Annotated in this window: 17 protein-coding genes and 1 pseudogene; 12 read left to right on the top strand and 6 right to left on the bottom strand. The window is 73.8% G+C overall.

Features of this window, described 5'->3' with window-relative positions; genetic code table 11:
• The first annotated feature begins 162 nt into the window (after positions 1-162).
• Positions 163-978 carry an SGNH/GDSL hydrolase family protein gene (locus ACZ68P_RS29575; RefSeq protein ID WP_471011564.1) on the top strand — a complete coding sequence of 272 codons (816 nt, stop codon included), beginning with the start codon at positions 163-165 and terminating at the stop codon, positions 976-978.
• 86 nt (positions 979-1,064) lie between these two features.
• Here the strand turns inward: ACZ68P_RS29575 and ACZ68P_RS29570 are convergent, their stop codons facing one another.
• Positions 1,065-1,259 carry a hypothetical protein gene (locus ACZ68P_RS29570; RefSeq protein WP_471011562.1) on the bottom strand — a complete coding sequence of 65 codons (195 nt, stop codon included), beginning with the start codon at positions 1,257-1,259 and terminating at the stop codon, positions 1,065-1,067.
• Between the two features lie 375 nt (positions 1,260-1,634).
• Here ACZ68P_RS29570 and ACZ68P_RS29565 point away from each other — a divergent pair, with 375 nt between their 5' ends.
• The 5 genes from ACZ68P_RS29565 (at position 1,635) to mug (ending at position 6,656) form a co-directional block, all read left to right on the top strand.
• Complete coding sequence (locus ACZ68P_RS29565; RefSeq protein ID WP_471011559.1) at positions 1,635-2,237, top strand: DUF485 domain-containing protein; 603 nt, start codon at positions 1,635-1,637, stop codon at positions 2,235-2,237.
• The gene (locus ACZ68P_RS29560; protein ID WP_471011557.1) at positions 2,234-3,853 is read left to right on the top strand and encodes a sodium/solute symporter; all 1,620 of its coding nucleotides are present in this window, start codon (positions 2,234-2,236) and stop codon (positions 3,851-3,853) included. The genes ACZ68P_RS29565 and ACZ68P_RS29560 overlap by 4 nt, the downstream gene beginning before the upstream one ends.
• A 162-nt stretch (positions 3,854-4,015) precedes the next feature.
• A complete protein-coding gene (locus tag ACZ68P_RS29555) occupies positions 4,016-4,444 on the top strand; it encodes a hypothetical protein (protein ID WP_471011555.1) in 429 nt (142 codons plus the stop codon).
• Between the two features lie 215 nt (positions 4,445-4,659).
• Positions 4,660-6,099, top strand: a complete 1,440-nt coding sequence (purB, locus tag ACZ68P_RS29550) for an adenylosuccinate lyase (protein ID WP_471011552.1) — start codon at positions 4,660-4,662, stop codon at positions 6,097-6,099.
• On the top strand, positions 6,096-6,656 hold the full coding sequence (gene mug / locus ACZ68P_RS29545) for a G/U mismatch-specific DNA glycosylase (RefSeq protein WP_471011625.1): 561 nt from the start codon (positions 6,096-6,098) through the stop codon (positions 6,654-6,656). Before purB ends, mug begins: the two co-directional genes overlap by 4 nt.
• Here the strand turns inward: mug and ACZ68P_RS29540 are convergent, their stop codons facing one another.
• Positions 6,657-7,082 (bottom strand): hypothetical protein, encoded by a 426-nt coding sequence (locus tag ACZ68P_RS29540; protein WP_471011550.1) that lies wholly within the window; start codon positions 7,080-7,082, stop codon positions 6,657-6,659.
• Between the two features lie 320 nt (positions 7,083-7,402).
• On the opposite strand from ACZ68P_RS29540, the gene ACZ68P_RS29535 reads away from it, so the two are divergent.
• Positions 7,403-8,560: an ROK family transcriptional regulator gene (locus tag ACZ68P_RS29535; RefSeq protein ID WP_471011547.1), complete on the top strand. Its 1,158-nt coding sequence runs from the start codon at positions 7,403-7,405 to the stop codon at positions 8,558-8,560.
• Positions 8,561-8,773: 213 nt separating this feature from the next.
• Here ACZ68P_RS29535 and ACZ68P_RS29530 read toward each other — a convergent pair whose 3' ends face one another.
• Both ACZ68P_RS29530 and sigJ read right to left on the bottom strand, forming a co-directional pair.
• Entirely contained in the window at positions 8,774-9,514 is a 741-nt protein-coding gene (locus ACZ68P_RS29530; protein WP_471011544.1) for a GntR family transcriptional regulator, read from the bottom strand.
• A gap of 278 nt (positions 9,515-9,792) precedes the next feature.
• Positions 9,793-10,677: an RNA polymerase sigma factor SigJ gene (gene sigJ, locus ACZ68P_RS29525; RefSeq protein ID WP_471011542.1), complete on the bottom strand. Its 885-nt coding sequence runs from the start codon at positions 10,675-10,677 to the stop codon at positions 9,793-9,795.
• A 126-nt stretch (positions 10,678-10,803) separates the two neighbouring features.
• On the opposite strand from sigJ, the gene ACZ68P_RS29520 reads away from it, so the two are divergent.
• Positions 10,804-11,634 (top strand): alpha/beta fold hydrolase, encoded by an 831-nt coding sequence (locus ACZ68P_RS29520; RefSeq protein ID WP_471011539.1) that lies wholly within the window; start codon positions 10,804-10,806, stop codon positions 11,632-11,634.
• A 60-nt stretch (positions 11,635-11,694) separates the two neighbouring features.
• On the opposite strand, the pseudogene ACZ68P_RS29515 reads toward ACZ68P_RS29520, so the two are convergent.
• Both ACZ68P_RS29515 and ACZ68P_RS29510 read right to left on the bottom strand, forming a co-directional pair.
• Positions 11,695-12,531 (bottom strand): annotated as a pseudogene (locus tag ACZ68P_RS29515) (DMT family transporter); the annotation flags it as partial.
• Positions 12,532-12,750: 219 nt separating this feature from the next.
• Positions 12,751-13,086, bottom strand: a complete 336-nt coding sequence (locus ACZ68P_RS29510; protein ID WP_471011536.1) for a hypothetical protein — start codon at positions 13,084-13,086, stop codon at positions 12,751-12,753.
• 350 nt (positions 13,087-13,436) lie between these two features.
• Here ACZ68P_RS29510 and pdxR point away from each other — a divergent pair, with 350 nt between their 5' ends.
• From pdxR to ACZ68P_RS29490, 4 genes are all read left to right on the top strand, one after another.
• Positions 13,437-14,828, top strand: a complete 1,392-nt coding sequence (gene pdxR / locus ACZ68P_RS29505; protein WP_471011624.1) for a MocR-like pyridoxine biosynthesis transcription factor PdxR — start codon at positions 13,437-13,439, stop codon at positions 14,826-14,828.
• Positions 14,829-15,047: 219 nt separating this feature from the next.
• The gene (locus ACZ68P_RS29500) at positions 15,048-16,631 is read left to right on the top strand and encodes an alkaline phosphatase D family protein (RefSeq protein WP_471011534.1); all 1,584 of its coding nucleotides are present in this window, start codon (positions 15,048-15,050) and stop codon (positions 16,629-16,631) included.
• A gap of 175 nt (positions 16,632-16,806) precedes the next feature.
• On the top strand, positions 16,807-18,177 hold the full coding sequence (locus tag ACZ68P_RS29495) for an SWIM zinc finger family protein (protein WP_471011531.1): 1,371 nt from the start codon (positions 16,807-16,809) through the stop codon (positions 18,175-18,177).
• Positions 18,178-18,200: 23 nt separating this feature from the next.
• Entirely contained in the window at positions 18,201-20,921 is a 2,721-nt protein-coding gene (locus ACZ68P_RS29490) for a DUF7824 domain-containing protein (protein ID WP_471011529.1), read from the top strand.
• Positions 20,922-20,930: the final 9 nt, after the last annotated feature.

The following is a 20,930-nucleotide window of genomic DNA, read 5'->3' as shown; positions in this document are numbered from 1 at the left end:
GAGGCCCGGGGCCGGGAGCGCACACGCGCTCCCGGCCCCGGGCCGTGAGCGGGCGGACGCGCCCGGGCGTCGGTGGCACCCCGACGGTCCCGGAGCGTGGCCGGGTCGGTCTCGCCGGGCGGGCCGCAGGCACCCCATACCGCACGGTATGATCGCTCCGCCATGGAATTGAATGCCACCTACACCAGTCTGGTCGCCGTCGGCGACAGCTTCACCGAGGGCATGTCGGACCGACTGCCCGACGGGACGTACCGAGGATGGGCGGACCTCCTCGCGACCCGGCTGGCCGCCCGCACCCCCGACTTCCGCTACGCCAACCTCGCCGTACGCGGAAAGCTCATCGGCCAGATCCTCGACGAGCAGGTGGACGTGGCCGCCGCCATGAAGGCGGACGTGGTGACGCTGGTCGGCGGCCTGAACGACACCCTGCGGCCGAAGTGCGACATGGGGCGGGTGCGAGGGCTGCTCACCGAGGCGGTCGAGCGGCTCGCGCCGTCCTGCGGTCAGCTGGTCCTGATGCGCAGCCCCGGCCGCCAGGGACCCGTCATGCAGCGGTTCCGGCCCCGCATGGAAGAGCTCTTCGAGCACATCGAGGCGCTCGCCGCCCGGCACGGCGCCCTGGTGGTCGACCTGTACGGCGCGCCCGCGCTCGGTGACCAGCGCCTGTGGGACGTGGACCGCCTGCATCTGACCGGCGAAGGCCACCGACGGGTGGCCGAGGCCGTGTGGCAGGCGCTGGGCCTCGACCCCGAGGACGACTGGCGGGCGCCGCTGCCCCCGGCCGTGCGCCCGGGCTGGATGACCCGGCGCGCCTCGGACGCCCGTTTCGCCAGGGAACACCTGGGCCCGTGGATCGGCCGCCGCCTGACCGGCCGCTCCTCCGGCGACGGCCTCCCCGCCAAGCGGCCGGACCTGCTGCCGTACGAGCTCCCGCACGGGACCGCCTCCAGGACCCCGTCCGAGCCGCCGGGGGCGTAGCGGAACCCAGGGCCTTCCGTCGGGATCAGGCCCCATGAGCCCGGCAAGATCCGAACGATCCGGCCCAGGCCGTGAGGACGCCGAGGTCACGCCGGAGTCCTGCGGGGACATGCCTCCGGGGAGAGGCCTCCGGCCGCGGTGGCGAGGAGCAGCACGAAGGCGGGACCGCGGCCGAAGGCGATGAGGAGGATGCCGGGCAGCCGCCGGGTGGCGTAGGAGCCGCCGGCCTCGACGCTGGTCGGGAGCGCAGGGCCGACCGGGGCGCGCGCCAGGCCGCGCACGATCGCGCCGCGGGGTGCCGGCCGGTGCCGTCGGCGGAAGCGTCCTGCCCTCGGCAGCGGGGCGGGCCGGGCCGATCCGGGCCGGGGACAGCCGAGGGGATGCACCCGACCACATCGTCGGCCCGCCCGGCGTATGCGCCGGACCGGTCGTGCCGAGGGGTCCGCCGACCCAGGGGCCGCCCGAGACCAGCCCGTGACCTGCGGAAAGATCCACGACGGGGTTACCGCGGGTTTCGTCGCCACGCGCACAGGATCGTCACCGAACCGACATACCGAGCGGTCGGAAAGTCCTTACGCACGGGCTATACCCATGAGTAACGTACGCGGACCACGGCGCCACCCGCCCGTTCCCCGGGGCGGCAAGGAGCAAGATCGATGTCGTATCACCAGCCATTCCCCGGCCCACCGCCCGTACCCCAGCACCGCAATGCCGGGCGTCACCGCCAAGAGGCGGCGTCGCAGTCCTGGGAGGGTGGATCGCCGTCCTGGGACACCGATCCACAGGCCGCCTGGGACACGTCCCCGCGAGCGTGGGACTCCTCGCCGCAAGGCTGGGATTCCGCGCAGCAGCCCTGGGACGCGTCCCCGCAGCAGCGACCGCCCGCCGCCACCGACGACCGTGGTGATCTGCACCGGCTCGGATCGGCCTACCGCAGGCTCCGCCGCGTCGCCACCTTCACCGCGCTCGGCTACTTCGTCATCTTCCTTCTCCTGTCCGGTTACGCCCCCTCGCTGATGACCGGCACCCTCACCGGCGGTCTCACCACCGGTCTGGTCCTGGGACTCCTCCAGCTGCCCGTGGCGCTGGCCGCGATCGCGCTGTACGAGCGGATCGCGCGCAAGAGCGTCGACCCGCTCGCCGCCGCGATCCGCGAACGCGCCGAGCAGGCTGCCGCCGCAGCCGCGCCCGCGCCGGAACGCCAGAGCCGCTCCGGACGTCCCGTGTGGCAGCAGCCCACCGGAGGTGGGCGCGCATGACCAGCTTCAGCTCCGAGGCCCAGACCATGTCGCTGATGGCGTTCATAGCCGTCATCACCGTCACGCTGCTGCTGTGCGTGATGACCGGCCCCGATCGTGACGACCTGGGCGACTTCTACACCGGCTACCGCTCGCTCTCCCCCATGCAGAGCGGCCTCGCGATCGCCGGCGACTACATCTCCGCCGGCACCGTGCTCGGCACCATCGGCATCATCGCGCTCGTCGGCTACGACGGCGTCACGCTCGCCCTGAGCACCGTGCTCTCGCTGGTCCTGATGATGTTCCTGCTCGCCGAACCGCTGCGTAACGCCGGCCGGTTCACGATCGGCGACGTCTTCACCCGGCGTCTCCCCGGCCCCGCCGTGCGGATCACGACGGCCGCGGTCACCCTGACCGCACTGCTGCCGCTGGTGATCTTCCAGCTCGCGGGCGCCGGCGATCTCCTCTCCGTCGTCCTCGGCTTCGACGCCGACGGCTTCAAGACCGGGGCGATCGTGTTCCTGGGTCTGCTGATGATCGCGTACGCGGCGATCGGCGGCATGAAGGGCACCGCCTTCATCCAGATCGTCAAGACCGTCGCCCTGCTCGGCGCGTCCCTCGCGATCGCCGCGCTCATCCTCGACCGCTTCGACTTCAGCCTGCCCTCTCTGCTGGACGCCGCCAAGCGCGGCAGCGGGGCGGGAGACGCCTATCTCGCCTCCGGTCTGCAGTTCGGCGGCAACGAACTCGACATGATCAGCACGCAGTTGACGGTCGTGCTCGGCGCCGCGGTGCTGCCGCAGATCACCATGCGCATGTTCACCGCGCGCAGCGCGGCAGCCGTGCGGCGCTCGATGTCGTGGGCCGTGTCGACCGTCGTCGTGACCTGTCTGCTGATCGCCGTCATCGGCTTCGGCGCGGCGGCGATCGTCGGCCACCAGGGGATCGTCGCCGGCGACCCGCAGGGCAAGACGGCGTTCCTCATGGTCAGCCAGGCCGTCATGGGCACGGACCAGACGACCGTCGAGACACTGCTGTTCACGGCCGTGGCGACGGCCATCTTCCTCACCCTGCTGGCCTCGGTCGCCGGGATCACCCTCGCCTGCGCCAACACCCTGGCGCACGACCTCGTCACGCACGGGCTGCGCCGCAAGGCGCGACTGAAGGACTCCGCGGAGATGGCCATCGCCCGGACCGCCGCGGCGGGCGTCGGGCTCGTGGCGATCGCGATCGCCGCCGGTGCACGGCATCTGAACCTTCAGGCACTGCTCACCCTGTCGTTCTGCATCGGCGCGTCCGCGGTCGCACCGGCCCTCATCTACAGCCTCTTCTGGCGCCGCTACTCCCGTACGGGACTGCTCTGCACCCTCATCGTGGGCAGCGTCTCCGCGCTCGTCCTCATGACCGGCAGCAACCTGGTGTCCGGATCACCCCAGGCGATCTTCCCGGACCAGGACTTCAACTGGTTCCCGTTCACCACCTCGGGCATCCTCTCGGCCCCGCTGGGCTTCCTCGCGGGCTGGCTCGGCACGGTGCTCCGCGAACGTGACCCGGCCGACCAGCGCATGCGGTACGAAGCGGTGGAGGAGACGATCCTGGCCGGCACACCCGCGGCGAACAGCGCCCCGGCGTCCTGACGCGCAGGGGCGACCTTGACCGAGTGCAGCCGGGGCAGGAGAAGACGTCGCCGTTGGCATCGATGATCAACAGGTCGCCGATGCCGTCTCCGCCGACGTCACCCGAGCCGTCCGCGCTGAAGGGCTTCGCCGAGAAGATCGGGGCCGAGTGAAACTGAGGAAATGACGTACGAGCTGGTCGGTGGAGACCTTCCCCTGCGGCTTCCGGGGACCTTCAAGCCGTGGGCCATCGAGGTGGGCCACAGCAAGGTCCTGCTCCGTGGGCTTCTGGGCGGCGACGACGGTGAACGTCCGAGGATGTTCGACGTCCTCTTCCAGGACGTGTCACGGCTGGCGCTGTCGGATCGGTACACGGACCTCGGTGTGCACATCGCCGAACCGGAGACGACGCGGGCCGAGGAGAGGAGAGTGGGAGGCAGGTGGCGCGGATCGCATCTCTTCCGCATCTCCGAGGCCGCGCCGTACGACTACGTGGTCGCGGGGTATCTGTTCTGGGCCGAGGTGAACGTCTACCCCGGCGATCGGAGCCCTCTGCTCGAGGAGTCTCCGCAGCCCGGCTCCATCGTGGGGAACAGGGTCTACCGGTCGTAGACCCGGTTCGCTGACTCCCGCGAGGCGGGTGCGTCGCGTGCAGACGGTGGAAGCCCCGCCAGGCCCGGCCTGGCGGGGCTTCTCGCTCCCGCTCCTCCGGGAGGCCGCTTCCGCGGGTGGCCGCGCCCGACGCGGGCGTCCCTCGCGCGTTCGTAGCAACGCACAGCCCGGACCCTGGCGCTGGCCTGCACGAACCGCCAGTAGAATCTGCTCACGTGACTGCTGCTGCGAAGCCCCGCATCCCCAATGTCCTGGCCGGCCGCTACGCCTCCGCGGAGCTTGCCGTCCTCTGGTCCCCCGAGCAGAAGGTGAAGCTGGAGCGCCGGCTGTGGCTCGCGGTGCTGCGTGCCCAGAAGGACCTCGGGATCGAGGTTCCGGACGCGGCCCTGGCCGATTACGAGCGCGTCCTCGACCAGGTCGACCTCGCCTCCATCGCCGAGCGCGAGAAGGTCACCCGGCACGACGTGAAGGCCCGGATCGAGGAGTTCAACGCCCTCGCCGGTCACGAGCAGGTCCACAAGGGCATGACCTCCCGCGACCTCACGGAGAACGTCGAGCAGCTGCAGATCCGGCTCTCGCTGGAGCTGATGCGCGATCGTACGGTCGCCGTCCTGGCGCGCCTCGGCAAGCTCTCCGGCGAGTACGCCGAGCTCGTCATGGCCGGCCGTTCGCACAACGTGGCCGCCCAGGCGACCACCCTCGGCAAGCGTTTCGCGACCGCCGCCGACGAGCTCCTGGTGGCCTACGGCCGCCTGGAGGACCTCCTCGGCCGCTACCCGCTGCGCGGCATCAAGGGCCCGGTCGGCACGGCCCAGGACATGCTCGACCTGCTGGGCGGCGACGCGGCCAAGCTGGCGGTGCTGGAGCAGCGCATCGCCCACCACCTGGGCTTCGCTCAGGCCTTCACCTCGGTCGGCCAGGTCTACCCCCGCTCGCTGGACTACGACGTGGTCACCGCGCTCGTGCAGCTGGCCGCCGCCCCGTCCTCGGTCGCCAAGACGATCCGCCTGATGGCGGGCCACGAGCTGGTCACCGAGGGCTTCAAGCCCGGCCAGGTCGGCTCCTCCGCGATGCCGCACAAGATGAACACCCGCTCCTGCGAGCGCGTCAACGGCCTCATGGTCATCCTGCGCGGCTACGCGTCGATGACCGGCGAGCTGGCCGGCGACCAGTGGAACGAGGGCGACGTCTCCTGCTCGGTGGTCCGCCGGGTGGCCCTGCCGGACGCCTTCTTCGCGTTCGACGGCCTTCTGGAGACCTTCCTGACGGTGATGGACGAGTTCGGCGCCTTCCCGGCCGTCGTCGCCCGTGAGCTGGACCGGTACCTCCCCTTCCTGGCCACCACCAAGGTCCTCATGGGCGCCGTGCGCGCCGGCGTGGGCCGCGAGGTCGCCCACGAGGCCATCAAGGAGAACGCCGTCGCCTCCGCCCTCGCCATGCGGGAGCAGGGCGCCGAGCGCAACGAGCTCCTCGACAAGCTGGCCGCCGACGAGCGCATCCCGCTGGACCGGGACCAGCTTGACGCGCTGATGGCCGACAAGCTGTCCTTCACCGGCGCCGCCGCCGACCAGGTCGGTGCCGTGGTCTCCCGCATCGAGGAGATCGTCAAGCAGCACCCGGAGGCCGCCGGGTACACCCCCGGGTCGATCCTCTGACCGGCTTCACCCCGCAGGAGCTGCAGGCCGCTCGTGACCGCGTCGTTCCCGACGTGGCCGCGGGCGGCCTCTCCGTGCTCTTCTGCGGGATCAACCCGGGGCTGATGTCGGCGGCGACGGGCCACCACTTCGCCCGCCCGGGTAACCGGTTCTGGCCGGTGCTCCATCTGTCCGGCTTCACCCCGCGCCTGCTGAAGCCGTCGGAGCAGCGGGAGTTGCTCGCGTACGGTCTCGGGATCACGAACGTGGTGGCCCGCGCGAGCGCGCGGGCCGACGAGGTCGGCGACGAGGAGTTCCGGGAGGGCGGCCGGCTGCTGGCCGAGCGGGTGGAGCGGCTGCGTCCGCGCTGGCTGGCCGTCGTCGGCATCACCGCGTACCGCACGGCGTTCGGGGAGCGCAAGGCGGTCATCGGGCCGCAGGAGCGGACGATCGGCGAGACCAGGATCTGGGCGCTGCCCAACCCCAGTGGGCTGAACGCCCATTGGACCGCCCGGACGATGGCGGAGGAGTTCGCCAGGCTTCGGGAGGCGGCCGGCGTTCCCGACCGGCGGTCGTAGTCAGGGCGGGTCGGTCGCGGTGAGACAGGCGACCAGCCGGAAGCCGGCGCCGCCCCGCACGAGGCCGAGCGCGACCCACCGGTCCTCCGCCCGCCACAGCCGGACGTCGGGGACCGACGTGCAGAGCAGGTCCCACGGCCCGGGTATCGCCTCGCCCGCGGCGTACCGGCCGAGCAGCGGGGACAACTCGACGACGCGGGGCGGGCCCCATCGGCCGGTGAGGACCAGCGCGAGCGCGTCCCGCTCGGCCTCCGCCTGTTCCTCGTGCAGGTCCTCGTGCAGGTCCTCGTACAGATCGTGGGACCGGTCGTCGGGATCGTCCGCGGAGGGGCCGTCGACGGCTAACTCCGCCAGGTGGTAACCCTCCTGGGGCAGGGCGCGGGCGCGCAGCAGGTCGAGGGCGGCGAGGTGCTGTGCGAGCGTCATGGGTCCAGTAAAGCGCCGGGGTCTGACAGCTGGTGCTCCGTCAGGAGCGAGGCCGCGCCCCTGACGGTCCCGTACGGTCCCCGCTCAGGCCCCGTGCCGGCCTGCGGGCGCGGAGCCGGATCCTGTCGCGGGGCCGTACGCGCGGGAGGCGACCATCAGGACGCGGGCCGTACGCGCGGGGGGGTGATCATCGGGACGCGGGACGCGGGCCGTACGCGCGAAAAGGCGACCGTCGGGACCCGGGGCCGGGCGGCGCTCGCCGCCCTCCGGTCCATTGAGTACCATCCGGCAGACATGCGTACGAGCTGGAAGGACACACGGTGGGGCGGCTGACCGGCGGGGATCCGTCGCTGCTGCGGCGGATCAACTCCGCGGTGGTACTCCATGCTCTGCGGGGCGCCGACGCGCTCACGCTGACCGATCTGACCCGGATCACGGGTCTGTCGCGCCCCACCGTCGAGGGCGTGGTCGAAGGACTCATCGTGACGGGGCTCGTCGTCGAGGCGGCGGCCGAGGAGGGCGAGGCGAGGCGGCAGGGGCGGCCGGCCCGGAGGTTCCGCTTCCGCGCGGAGGCGGGGCATCTGCTCGGCATCGAGATCGGCCCGCACCGGGTCGCCGCGCTGATCTCCGGTCTGGACGGCCGCATCATCGGCGCCGGTGCGCGGGAGGTGTCGGAGACGGCTCCGGAGGACGAGCGCCTGGAGCGGGTCCGCTTGGTCGTCGCCGACGTCCTGCGCAGGGCAGGGGTGCCTCGTTCGAGTCTGCGGGCGGTCGGTGTCGGGACGCCCGGGATCGTCGAGGCGGACGGCACGGTGCGACTGGGCACCGCGCTGCCCGGCTGGACGGGTCTCGCGCTCGGCGAACGGCTCCGGCGTTCCTTCCGCTGTCCGGTGCTCGTGGAGAACGACGCCAACGCGGCCGCGGTCGCCGAGCACTGGAAGGGCGCGGCGACCGACTCCGACGACATCGTCTTCGTGCTGGCCGGGCTGAGCCCGGGCGCGGGATCGCTGATCGGCGGACGGCTGCACCGCGGGTACGGCGGGGCGGCCGGAGAGATCGGGGCGTTGCACCTGCTCGGCCGGGGGGTCACTCCGGAGCACCTGCTGTCGACCACGGACGAGCCGCTGCACCCGCTGGACGAACAGGCCGTCGCCGAGGTGTTCACACTCGCCCGTCAGGGTGACACCCGGGCGCAGGCGGCGGTGGAGCGCTTCACGCAGCGGCTGGTCCACGACGTGGCGGCGCTGGTCCTGGCGCTCGACCCGGAGCTGGTGGTGATCGGCGGCTGGGCCGCGGGCCTGGCCGGCGTGCTGCAGCCGCTCAGGGACGAACTGGCACGGTTCTGTCTGCGCCCGCCGCGGGTGGCCCTGTCGCTGCTCGGCGATTCGGCGGTCGGCACGGGTGCGCTCCGGCTGGCCCTGGACCACGTGGAGGAGCAGCTCTTCGCCGTGGAGGGCACGGCCACGGCCCGCCGCTGAGCGGCCGGGGCCCGAGTGCTCCCCCCGGTGGGGTGACGGCGGGCCGCCGTCCGACCGCCGCGTGGGGCGGCGATCGGACAGAGGGCGCGGGCTGCGCGCGGGGACCGTGTGTCGGGCGGCGTGGACGGCGCGAGCCCGCGCGGGCGCCGTCGGTGCGGCGCCCTCACGGGCTCGGGCTCGGGTCGGGGCTTGTGGAGCGGAGAAGGGACTGCGTCAGGAGGCCATGACCAGGTCGACGGAGTCGCCGAAGGTGAGGCGGCAGGTGTCGGCGCGGTAGGTGGCGACGGAGACGGCGGCGGTGCGTCCCTCGGAGAGGTAGCGGGTCGTCACGAGGAGCACGGGGGCGCCCGGCAGGCGGTCCAGCTCCTTGGCGTCGTCGGCGCGTGCCGAGCCCAGTTCCACGGAGCGGTCCTGGCCGTCCAGGGCGAGACGCTGGAGTTCGCGCAGGACGACACGCGCGCGGGCGGGGCCCGTCGGGTCGCCGTCCGCGCCCAGGTCGGGGACCGAAGCCGACGGGACGTAGAGAAGCTCCGCCGCGACGGGCTGTCCGTGCGTGACGCGGAGCCGGCGCACGACGTGCACCCGCTCCTCCGGCTCGATGTCCAGGAGCCTCGCGACGGCGGCGGGCGCCGGGGTCACGGCGCAGTCCATCGACTGCCAGGTCTCCTCGGCGACGCCGGGCCAGGTGTGCTGGGTGGTGGAGACGTCCACGCCCACGCGGGGCGGGGCGACGGTCGTGCCGACGCCTCGGCGGCGCTGCAGACGGCCTTCGAGCTCCAGCTGCTCCAGAGCCTGGCGGAGCGTGGCCCGGGCGACGCCGAAGCGCGCGGCCAGCTCCCGCTCGTTGGGCAGGATCTCCCCGACCGCGAAGTCGGAGTCGAGCGCTTCGCCGATCACGGTCTTGAGGTGCCAGTACTTAGGCTCCGGCACCGATTCCAGCTGCGTGGTCCCCACCCTGATCCTCCGCAATTCGCCGTGTCCCGCGGCGGTTTTCCGCGCCCTTGTTTATTAAAGGTTCCTGCACTAACTCTGCGACCATAAGGCGGCCCACCCCCTTGGTCAAGACCAATGCTCCGCCCGATGACCGGTAAAAGGGTCCTTTGACGTAGATCGTTCACAGGACGTTCGCGCGCGCGTGAGGCGGCACGGCGGAGAGACGCCGTGAGAGCGCGTCGTGAGGCAGTGGCCACGGTCAGGTAGGTGAACCGGCGCGCAGGCGCGGGCCCGGCCGGTCAGCCGGCCGTCAGCGCCCGCAGCTTGTCGGGATTGCGGACGATGTAGACGCACTGGACGCGCCCGTCCCGTACCTCCACCTGGAAGAGGGCGTCCGGGGCGCCGTCGACCAGGGCAAGCAGCGCGGGAGCGCCGTTGACCTCCAGGAAGCGGAACTCGTAGAGCGCTTCGGCGTCCCGAGCGGCGGCGAGGAGGAAACGGCCGACCTTGTCCGCGCTCTCCACGATCCGCCGCGGCGCCTTGGACTTGCCGCCGCTGTCGCCGACGAGGCGGACGTCCGGGGCGAGCAGGGCGAGGAGCCGTTCGAGGTCACCGCCGGCCGCGGCGGCGAGGAAGCGTTCGGTGACGTCGCGGCGCTCGGCCGGGTCGACGTCGTAGCGCGGCCTGCCCTCGTCGACATGGCGCCGGGCCCGCCCGGCGAGCTGGCGGACGGCGGCCTCGGAGCGGTCGAGCGTGGCCGCGATCTCCGCGAAGGGGAAGCCGAAGGCCTCGCGCAGCACGAAGACCGCGCGTTCCAGCGGCGAGAGGGATTCCAGGACGACGAGGACGGCGAAGGAGACGGACTCGGCGAGCAGCGCGCGCTCGGCGGTGTCGGGGACGGCCGGGCCGAAGTCCGTGACGATCGGTTCGGGGAGCCAGGGCCCGACGTAGGACTCGCGGCGGGCCTGGATGCGGCGCAGCCGGTCGAGGGCGAGGCGGGTGGTGACGCGTACGAGATAGGCGCGCGGTTCCCGGATGTCGGCGCGGTCCGCGGCCGACCAGCGCAGCCAGGCCTCCTGGACGACGTCCTCGGCGTCGGCGGCGCGGCCGAGCATGCGGTAGGCGACGCCGGTCAGCGTCGGCCGGTGCTCTTCGAAAACGTCGGTCGGTGTCTCGGTCGCCACTCCCCCATCCCAGCCGAACGAGGCCGGGCCTGTCCAGTTCCGTCCGGGCCCTTGAACTCGTGGCTACCGACCGGTAATTCTTGCTGACAGGGCGTCTAAGAGATGTCGACGACAGGGAGCAGGCGCATGTCCGCACAGATCTCGTTCACGGCCGGATCCTCAGGGGGTCCTCGCACGGTCTCCCTGACGTACGAGCGCAGGGGCGCGGGCGAGCCGCTGCTGCTGCTCCACGGCATCGGCCACCACTGGCAGGCGTGGGAGCCGGTTCTCGACATCCTCGCCGCCGAGCGGGACGTCGTCGCCGTCGACCTGCCGGGATTCGGCGCCTCGCCCGCGCTGCCGGAGGGGTACGCCTACGACCTGTCGACCGTCGTGCCCGTGCTCGCCGCGTTCTGCGAGGCCCTCGGCCTCGACCGGCCGCACGTCGCGGGGAACTCCCTCGGCGGGCTCCTGTCGCTGGAGCTCGGCCGGGAGAAGCTGGTCCGCTCGGTGACGGCCCTCTCCCCGGCGGGGTTCTGGTCGGAGCGCGAGCGGCGGTACGCCTTCGGGACCCTGCGCGCCATGCGGGCCGCCGCCCTGTCGATGCCGGTGCCGGTGATCGAGCGCCTCTCCCGCAGCGCGGTCGGCCGGACCGCCCTCACCAGCACCATCTACGCCCGGCCCGGGCGGCGTTCACCCGAGGCGGTGGTCGCCGAGACGCTCGCCCTGCGGGGCGCCACCGGCTTCCACCAGACGCTGGCCGCCGGCCGGAGCGTGCTGTTCGGCGACGACGTGCCCGCGGTGCCCGTCACCGTCGCGTGGGGCAGCCGCGACCGGCTGCTGCTGCGCCGCCAGGGCGTACGCGCCAAGCGCACCGTCCCGGGCGCCCGGCTGGTCCGCCTGCCCGGTTGCGGGCACGTCCCGATGAACGACGATCCCGCCCTCGTCGCCCGGGTGATCCTGGACGGGAGCCGCTGACCGCCGCCCCCGGCGCGGGAGGACGCCACGCGTGAACAGACCGGTGCCCAGCGCCGCACCCGCGCCCACCAGCACGCTGCCGACGGCCTGCGCGGGCCCGAAGCCGCCGGTCGAGACGAGGACCGCCGTCAGGGCGGCGGCGACCGGGATCGCCCCGGTGAAGAGGGTGGCGCGCTCCATCCCGACCCGCTGGACCCCCATGTAGAACAGGACGAATCCGACGACGGTGGCCAGGGCGGCCTGCCACACCAGAGCTCCCGTCTCGACCGCTGTCGGCAGCCGCAGGAACGCCTTACCGTCCACGAGGAGGCCGAGCAGGGCCGATTCGACGGCGCCGATCCCGCAGACGACGGCCGTGAGCAGTTTCGGGCCGAGCGGGCGCAGGACGGGCACGGCGAGGACGGTGAAGCCGACCTCGCCCGCCAGGGCGCCGACGGAGTAGAGGACGCCGGCCAGGTCGGAACGGCCCCAGCCCTGGACGGTGAAGGCCCCGGCCGCCACGAGCAGCGCCCCGAGGACCACCGGGCGGCTGGGCCGGCGTCCGTCCAGGAGCGGTACGAGGACGGCGACGACGACGGGCGCGCAGCCGACGAGCACACCGGGCACGGCCGGTTCGGCGGTGCGCTCCGCCGCGAGGACCGCGAGGTTGAAACCGACCATGCCCACGGCCGCGAGCAGGGCGAGCCGGACCCACTGGCGGGCCGTCAGCGCCCGGAGCGGAGCCGGGCCGCCCGGGCCGAGGAGGGGCAGCAGGAGCAGGCAGGCGGCGCCGTAGCGCAGGGCCTGGCCGCCCGCGTACGGATAGTCGCCGAGGAGGCTGTTGGCGGTGAAGGAGGCACCGACGAGGGCGTAGGCGAGGGTCACCAGGAGCGCTCCGCGCAGGGAGTTGGCGTTCATGGCACCGACGTTAGGAAGCGCGGCGGTCCGGTGACAGGACCACTTCCCCGACGTTATCGGGGACCACTTCCCGTACCGCCCGAAGCCTGGGAGGACGGGGTCCGCGGACGTGGAAGCCGATCACCCACGAGGCGGGACCGGGCCGTGTCCGGGCGACCGTGTCCCGGCTCGGAGCGGGGTCGTGTCCGGGCGAACGTCTGCCGGAGCGCTCGGGGATTCTCAGGCCGTGTCCCGGCTCGCGGCCGAGGCGGCGCGGTCGTGGAGCGCGTCCAGGACGGCCTCGTGTGCGGAGTCGACCTCCACACCCAAGGAGACGAGGTCCGGGCCGGGGTGGACCGTGAAGGTGAAGAAGGAGCAGCAGGCGCTCTCGCGGGCCGTCAGATCGCGTACCGCCTCCTCGACGCCCGGTTCCCCGGTGAGGACCATGTCCAGCCGGAGCCGGTCCGGTCGGGTCAGGCGGGTCAGGCGCTCGGCGAACAGCGCGTCGAACTCCGCCACCCGCAGGGGCTGCTCGCCGGTGGGCAGGGCGCAGGACTCCGGTACCCAGATGGTCATCGTGACCCCTTCCGTCGATGCCTCGTCCCTGCCTTCCGGAAGCGGCAGCATCTTCACATTCGACCCCTATCCATGTTGACACATGTCGAAGCAGGCGCCCGGGGGTCCGGCCTGCCGGGCCCGTCGCCGAAGGCCGTCCTCCCCGTCGGCCGTCCGCCGCTCGCGGGGCGTCATACTCATCGTCCGTGGACGGCACGGAAGCAAGACCGGCGGACAGCAGCTCCTCGGCCCCGCCCGGGGCAGCGCCGGGGAGCCCGTCACCCCACGCCGGAGGGGAGCCTTCCGGATACCGGCCCGCCGCGGAAGTCCGCTCCTGCGCGGCCGACCCGGGCGGGCATCCCGCCTGGGAGGTGCTGCTCCCGGCCGTGGCCGCTCCGGCCCGGCGGCGCGGACGGGCGTTGCGGGAGGCCCTGCGGGAGGCGGTACGAACGGGCCGCCTGACGGCGGGCACCCGGCTGCCCTCCAGCCGTGAGCTGGCGGCCGACCTCGGGGTCTCGCGGGGCGTGGTGACCGAGGCGTACGAACAGCTCACCGCCGAGGGGTACCTGCGCAGCGGCCGCGGCTCGGGCACCTGGGTGGGTGACGCGGCACGGGCGGCCTCGTCGCAGGGGGCGCGGGATCTGGCGCCGCACGCGCCGGGCAAGACGCCCCCTGGAGGTGGCACGGTCGACTTCCGTCCGGGGACACCGGATCTGGCGCTGTTCCCCCGGTCCGCGTGGGCGGCGGCCCACCGGTCCGTCCTGTCCCGGCTGCCTCACGGGGCGCTCGGGTACCCCGATCCGCGAGGGCTGCCGGAGCTGCGGACGGCTCTCGCCGGCCTGCTGGCCCGCCGACGCGGCGTGGTGGCCGACCCGGAGCGGCTGGTCGTCTGCTCGGGGGTCGCGCAGGCGTCGACGCTGGTCGGCTTCGTCCTGCGGGCCCGCGGACAGCGGATGGTCGGGATCGAGGATCCGGGCAGCCCGGAGCACGGGCGGCTGTTCGCCTCCACCGGCATGGACACGCTGTGGCTTCCGATGGACGAGGAGGGCCTGATGCCGGGTCCGCTCGCCGCGTCGGGGGTCCGGGCGGTGGTGACCACGCCCTCGCACCAGTTCCCCTCCGGCATCGCCTATTCGGCGACCCGCAGGGCCGAACTCCTCGCCTGGGCACGCGAGGTGGACGGCTGTGTCCTGGAGGACGACTACGACGGGGACTTCCGCTACGACCGCGCGCCGGTCGGCGCGCTCCAGGGGCTCGATCCGGAACGCGTGGTGTACACCGGCTCGGTGAGCAAGTCCCTGGCTCCGGGTCTGCGGCTCGGCTGGATGCTGGTGCCGGAGGGCATGGTCGCGGAGGTGGTGGAGCGCAAGCGGACGATGGACCTCGGCAATCCCGCCCTGGACCAGGCGCTGCTGGCCGAGTTCGTCACGAGCGGCGGGTACGACCGCCAGCTGCGCCGCTGCCAGCGCGCGTACCGGGAACGGCGGAACGCCCTGCTGGCGGCTCTGGAGGAACACTTCCCGGGGACGCGGGTGAGCGGGATCGCCGCCGGACTGCACGTCATCGCGCGCGTGCCGGAGCGTTACGGCCCGACCTCGCGCTTCCTCGCGCGGGCGGCGTCCGCCGGGGTGGCCCTGCACCCGCTCGAGGAGTACGGCACGACGCGGCCGACGGACGGCGCCGTCCGTCTCGTCATCGGGTACGCGCACCTGGCGCCGTCCGAGATCGCCCGGGGCATCGCGCTGGCCGCACGGGCACGGTAGGCCGGGGAGGCCGCTCGCCCCCCGGCGTCGGTGTGGTCCAGGAGCGCGCCGGAGTCCGGAGTCGTCCGGAAGCGGGACGGCCGAGGGCAGGGGGCCGGCGGAGTCGGGCGCGGCGCCTGCGGTTTGTTCACGCGTGGTTCGTGTCCGCGCCGCCCCCGTCCCTTAGGCATGGGGCGGCACCTGACACTCCCACCCGGAACAGGCTTTGGAGGCACCCCGATGTCCGACCTCACCCCCGGCCCGTCCCCCGCCCGCCGCAGCGTGCTGCGCGGTTCGGTCGCCGTCTCCGCGGCGCTCACGCTGGGCGGCGCCGCCTCGGCCCCGGCCCTCGCCCTGTCGGGACGGCCCCGGGCCGGGTGGGGCGTGCAGACCGGCGGCGTCACCTCCTCCTCCGGCCTGGTCTGGGTCCGCTCGGACCGCCCGGCCCGCATGCTGGTGGAGACCGCGGCGGACTCCTCGTTCCGCCGCCCGCGGCGCCACTTCGGGCCCCTTCTCGGCGCGGGCAGCGATTTCACCGGGACGCACGCGCTGCGCGGACTGCCGGCCGGTGAGCAGATCCACTACCGCGTCACCCTCGCGGACCCGGACGACCCGCGCCGTACGAGCGAGCCCGTCGTCGGCACGTTCCGTACGGCTCCGGCGCGGCGACGCGACGGGGTGCGGTTCCTGTGGTCGGGGGACGTCGCCGGGCAGGGCTGGGGCATCAACCCCGACATCGGCGGCTTCCGCGTGTACGAGGAGATGCGCCGGCTGGACCCGGACTTCTTCCTGTGCAGCGGCGACTCGATCTACGCCGACGGGCCGCTCCAGCCGACGGTGACGCTGCCCGACGGCCGGATCTGGCGGAACGTCACCACGCCGGAGAAGTCGAAGGTCGCCGAGACCCTGGACGAGTACCGGGGGAACTTCCGCTACAACCTGCTCGACCACAACGTCCGTGCCTTCAACGCGCAGGTGCCGTCGATCGTGCAGTGGGACGACCACGAGGTCCGGAACAACTGGTATCCCGGCCAGATCCTGGACGACCCGCGGTACACGGAGAAGGACGTGGACGTCCTCGCGGCCCGGGCCGCGCGCGCGTTCGGGGAGTACGTCCCGCTCTCGCCCGCCACCACGCGCGCCGGCACGGTGGAGGGCCGGATGCACCGGGTGGTGCGCCACGGCCCGCTGCTCGACGTGTTCGTCCTCGACATGCGCTCGTACCGCAGCGCCAACTCCCCCGGCCGGCAGGCGGACGACACCACCGGCATCCTGGGCGCGGAGCAGCTCGCCTGGCTCAAGCGGGAGCTGAGCCGCTCGCGGGCGGTGTGGAAGGTCCTCGCGGCCGACATGCCCCTGGGGCTCGTCGTCCCCGACGGCGCGACGGACATCGAGGCGATCGCCCAGGGCGACCCGGGCGCCCCGCTGGGCCGGGAGCTGCAGATCGCCGAACTGCTGCGGTTCGTCAAGCACCGGAGGATCACCGGCACGCTGTGGCTGACCGCCGACGTGCACCACACCTCGGCGCAGCACTACGCGCCGGAGCGGGCGGCCTTCCAGGACTTCGCGCCTTTCTGGGAGTTCGTCTCGGGGCCGCTGGCCGCGGGCGGCTTCCCGGCCAGCCGGCTGGACGCAACCTTCGGCCCTGAACGGGTCTTCGTCCGGGCGCCGGGGCGGGCGAACCTCTCGCCGATGGAGAGCCCGCAGTACTTCGGGGAGGTCGACATCGACGGCGACAGCGGCGAGCTGACGGTCCGGCTGCGCGCGGAGGGCGGGACGGTCCTGTTCAGCAAGGTGCTCCGGCCGGGGCGCGTCGGGCAGTGACGCGGGGCCCGGGCGAGATGCGAGCCCGCGCGGGTGCCGGGCGGGCCCCTCAGCCGTAGGTGAGCGGGCGCCGGGGCCGAAGCGGTCCGCCGGTGCGGGCGCCGAGGCCGTGGAGGAGCGGGTGCCGGGCCGTGGCCGAGGCCGATTGTCAGTGGGGGGTCCTAATGTCTTTCGCATGACGCGATCCGTACAGGCGCTCGCCTATTCACGCCCGTCCGCCCTCGAGTCCCGCGGGGGCGGACGGCGGCTCGGCCTGGAGACCTCCGGCGGCCTGACCCCTGCCGGGGCCGAGGCGCATCCCCGCTTCTTCTCCGGGTTCCTGACGTCTCCGCAGATCGCGGCGCGCGGCCTGCTGGCGGTCGCGGACGTGGCGGCCGCCCGTTACCACCAGCGGATACGGCCGGGTTCGCTCGACCCGGTCGTGACGGGGAACGGCGACCGGCTGCGGTTCGAGTCGTTCTCCGGTTGCGGCGGGGTGTACGCCCGGCTGGACGTGCTGAGCGAAGGGCTCGACGGAGCGGAGACCGGGCACGGCACCACCAATGTCGACGTCAACAACCCGCTGCGCGAGGCGCTGTCCCGTATGACGGGTGACGATCCGCTTCATCTCCGCGTGGGGTCCGAGGAGTTGGCGGTGACCACGCTGGAGGGCGCGGTCGTGGAGAAGAAGGTGCCGCTCCCGGACCGCTGGCTGCGCGGTTTCGCCGAGGCCCAGGTGGTCTCCGCCGGGTTCGATCTGCGGGCCGAGCTGACCGGCCCCGAGGCCGTCCGGTTCCTGCGGTCGCTGCCGCGCTCGCAGGCGCGGGGCCGGGAGCCGCTGTGGGTGGTCCGGTCCGGCAGGACGCTGCGGCCCACGACCCGGCCGGTGGCGGGCGCGGTCTGTCTGCCGGGGCCCGACCGGCTGGTGGCCCTGGAGCGGGTGCTGCGGCACGCGACGGCGCTGCGGGTGTACGGGCCGGTTCCCGACGGGGTCGCGACGGCGAGTGCCTGGGAGCTGGCGCTTCCGGGGATGCGCCTGACGCTCACCCTCTCGCCGGACGCCTCGCGGGGCTTCTCCGGGGAGGGCGGTGTCCTGGAGGCGCTGGCGACGCCGGAGGCGGAGCTGGACGCGGAGCTGGTGTCGGTGCTGCTGGCCTGGGAGCCCACGATCGACCCGGCGGAACTGGCCGCGGAGGCGGGGCTCACGGCGGACCGCGTGCGCGCGGCCCTGACCCGGCTCGGCACGGCGGGCCGGGTGGGGTACGACGTGGCCGACGCGGCGTACTTCCACCGCGAGCTGCCGTACGACGCGGAGCGCGCCGAGCGCCACAATCCGCGGCTGGTGGCGGCTCGCGCCCTGGTCGCCGAGGGCGCGGTCGCGGTCGACGGCGCGCTCGCCGCCGTCACCTCGGGCGAACGGCGCTACCAGGTGCGGGAGTCGGGGGGAGCGCTGAGCTGTACGTGCCAGTGGTGGGCGGACTACCGAGGCCGGCGCGGGCCGTGCAAGCACGCCTTGGCGGTGCGGATGGTCAGGCAGGGCGAGACGGTCGCCGGGGGCGTGCGATGACGGGGACGCGGGGGACGACGGAGATGACGGGGACGCGCGACGAGGCCACGGGGGTCGAGCGGCTGCTGGACGCGGTGCGTCAGGGGCGGGCCGCGGATGTTCCGGGCCTGTTGAAGCCGCTCGACGCGGCCGCGCGCAAGGCCGCGCTGGCGGAGCTGAAGCTGCTGCGCAGAGAGGTGCGCGGCTGGGACTGGAACCGCTGGTCCGAGGCGGGCAGAATCCGGCGCCCCCTGCGGGTCGCGGGCGCCGGGTGCCACACGGGGGCGGCCGCGGCCGCCGCCTGGATCGGGGGCCGCGACCTCATGGACTGGGGAACGCGCGACGGTTCCCTGGTGCTCGCGGTGCTCGCCGACCGGGAGCCGGCCTGGGTCGCGGACGTGGCGCAGCGGCTGGCCGAGCGGCCCGCCGTGGTGGAGAACGGCTACGACCTCGTCCATGACCTGGTGGTGCTCTCCGGGGGTCCCGTGCCGACGACGGACGCCTACATCCTGGGCTGGACACGGGCGGTGGCCGGCCCCGGTCTCCTCGGCCGGCTGCGCACCGACCCGCAGACGCCGGTGCTGGTGCCCCGCCTCTTCGAGCTGCCCGAGACCCCGGACCCGCTCACCTGGGGGACGGACGGGCAGAACGGGGGTCATTGGCCGACGGCGCTCGCGACGCTGGCAGCCGAGGGGCTGCTCGATCGCGGGGCCTTGGTGGAGGGCTGCGTGGCACGTCTCCTGCGCGGTGGGCGGCTGCGTGACCTGCGCTTTCCCCTCGCCCTGCTGCAGCTCCTCGGCCCGACGGCGCGGGAGCGGAGCGGCCGGGTCGCGGAGTGGACCGGGATGGCGGCGGACGCTCCGTCGCCGGTCGCGGGCTACGCCCAGCAGATCCTTGCGGAGCTCGCGATGGAGGGCGAGCTGTCGGTGCGGGAGTTGGCCGAGATGACCGGGCCGGTGCTCTTCCGGACCGAGAAGACGCTGGTGCGGGCGCAGTTGACCCTCGTGGGCAAGGTGCTCAGGCGGGATCCCGCCGCGGCGGCCGAACTCCTGCCGGTCGTGGCGGACGCCTTCGGGCACGAGGACCACGGCATCCAGGAGCGGGCGCTGAAGCTGGTGGGCCGCCACCTGCGCAGGGTGGACGAGCAGGTGCGGCAGGAACTGGCCAACGCGGCGGGGCGGCTGGACCCGGGGCACCGGCAGGCGGCCGGGGAGCTGTTCGGCGGCGCGCCGGACGGGGAGGCCGACGAGGCTCCGTACGAGGAGATCCTGCCGCCCGCTCCCGTGGCGCGTCCGGTGGCGCCCCCGGCGGAGTCGGTCGCCGAGCTGGTCGAGGACCTGGTGGCGCTCTCCAAGGGACGCACGAAGGCGGCGGAGGAGTTCGAGCGGGCGCTGGACGGGCTCGTCCGGCACGCCCACCGGGACCGGGAGGCTCTCACGGCGGCGGTGGCGACGGCCTTCGCCGACAGCTTCTGGCTGGGGCACCACCACACGGGCCGGCGGACGGACCACTTCCACCGGACGACCCACGGCATCGACGTGGTGCTGGCCGCCCTCCTGGGCGCCGTGGAGCAGTCGGCCATCGACGCCGGCCGGGCCCGCCGACACGGCACGACCTCCTGCACGCACCTGGCGTTCGACGGCGTGGTCGACGCGCGGCTCTGGGAGGTCGCCGACCTGATCACCACCGGCCGGCTTCCCTTCCTGCTCGCCGCACCGACGTGGCACACCGGGGCGATAGCGCCGCTGACGCTGGTCGACCGACTGCGCGCCTACCGGGCCGCGGGCGTCGAGCCGGCGCCCGCCGATCTCGCGCAGGCCCTGCTGCGGCTGCGCAAGGCCGACCCGACCGCTCGGGAGGCCGCGGCGAAGGCGGCGGCGCTCGGTGGCCGGGCCGCCGAGCGGCTCGCCGACTGGCTGGAGTCGGACGCCTCCCTCGCGCCGGGCGTGCGGTTCCTCGCGCGGCGTCGGGACCAGTCGCCGGGCCGGTGGTGGCTGGCGGACCGGCTCGTGCTGAAGATCCGTGAGCGCCGGGCCGTACGCGAGGAGTTCCCTCCGGCCTTCCAGTGGCTGGGCGGGCGGGTCTCGGAGGCTGTCCGGCGCTGCTACCACTGGTCGGACGGGCAGGAGAACTGGGCGGCGGTGCTGCCGGACGACCGGGAGACTGTGGCCGCCTGGCTGCTTCCGTCCCTGGCCGGCGGTGCGGCGTGGGACGGGCGTGGGGTGAACCGGGGGCTGACGGCGCTGGCCGAGTCCGAGGGGCCGGTCGGCCCGGCGGTGCGTCTCGCGCTGGCGATCGGGTTGGGAGCCCGGCACGCGGAGGACCGGCTGACGGCCGTGGACGCGCTCCTCGTGCTGGCCGCGCGGAAGGAGCTGGACGGGCGGGGCCTCGGAGCGGAGCTGGCCGGGCTCGTGGGCGAGGGCGAGGTCAAGCCCAACCGGCTGGCGGAATCCTGCCGGACGGCCGCCGCGACCGGCGCGTACGCCACGGTGTGGGGTGTGCTGGCCTCTGCGCTGCCCGAGCTGCTGGCGGCGGAGAAGCCGGTGCGCGCGCTCGGCGAACTGCTCGCCGTGGCCGCCGAGTGCGCCGAGCGGTGCGGGGCGGCCCAGGAGATACCCGGGCTCGACGCGGTGGCGGCGAGGCGTGGTTCGACACAGCTCGTCGTGCAGGCGAAGCGTCTGCACAAGGCCCTGACGGCCGGGGGTGACAGGCTCCGACACGCGGCCGATCAGTCCGGGACACAAGTGGTTGAAAACAGTCACTAAGCTCCCAGA

Source organism: Streptomyces sp. NPDC036822, assembly GCF_055609145.1.
This window is presented reverse-complemented; position numbering and strand designations above follow the sequence as displayed.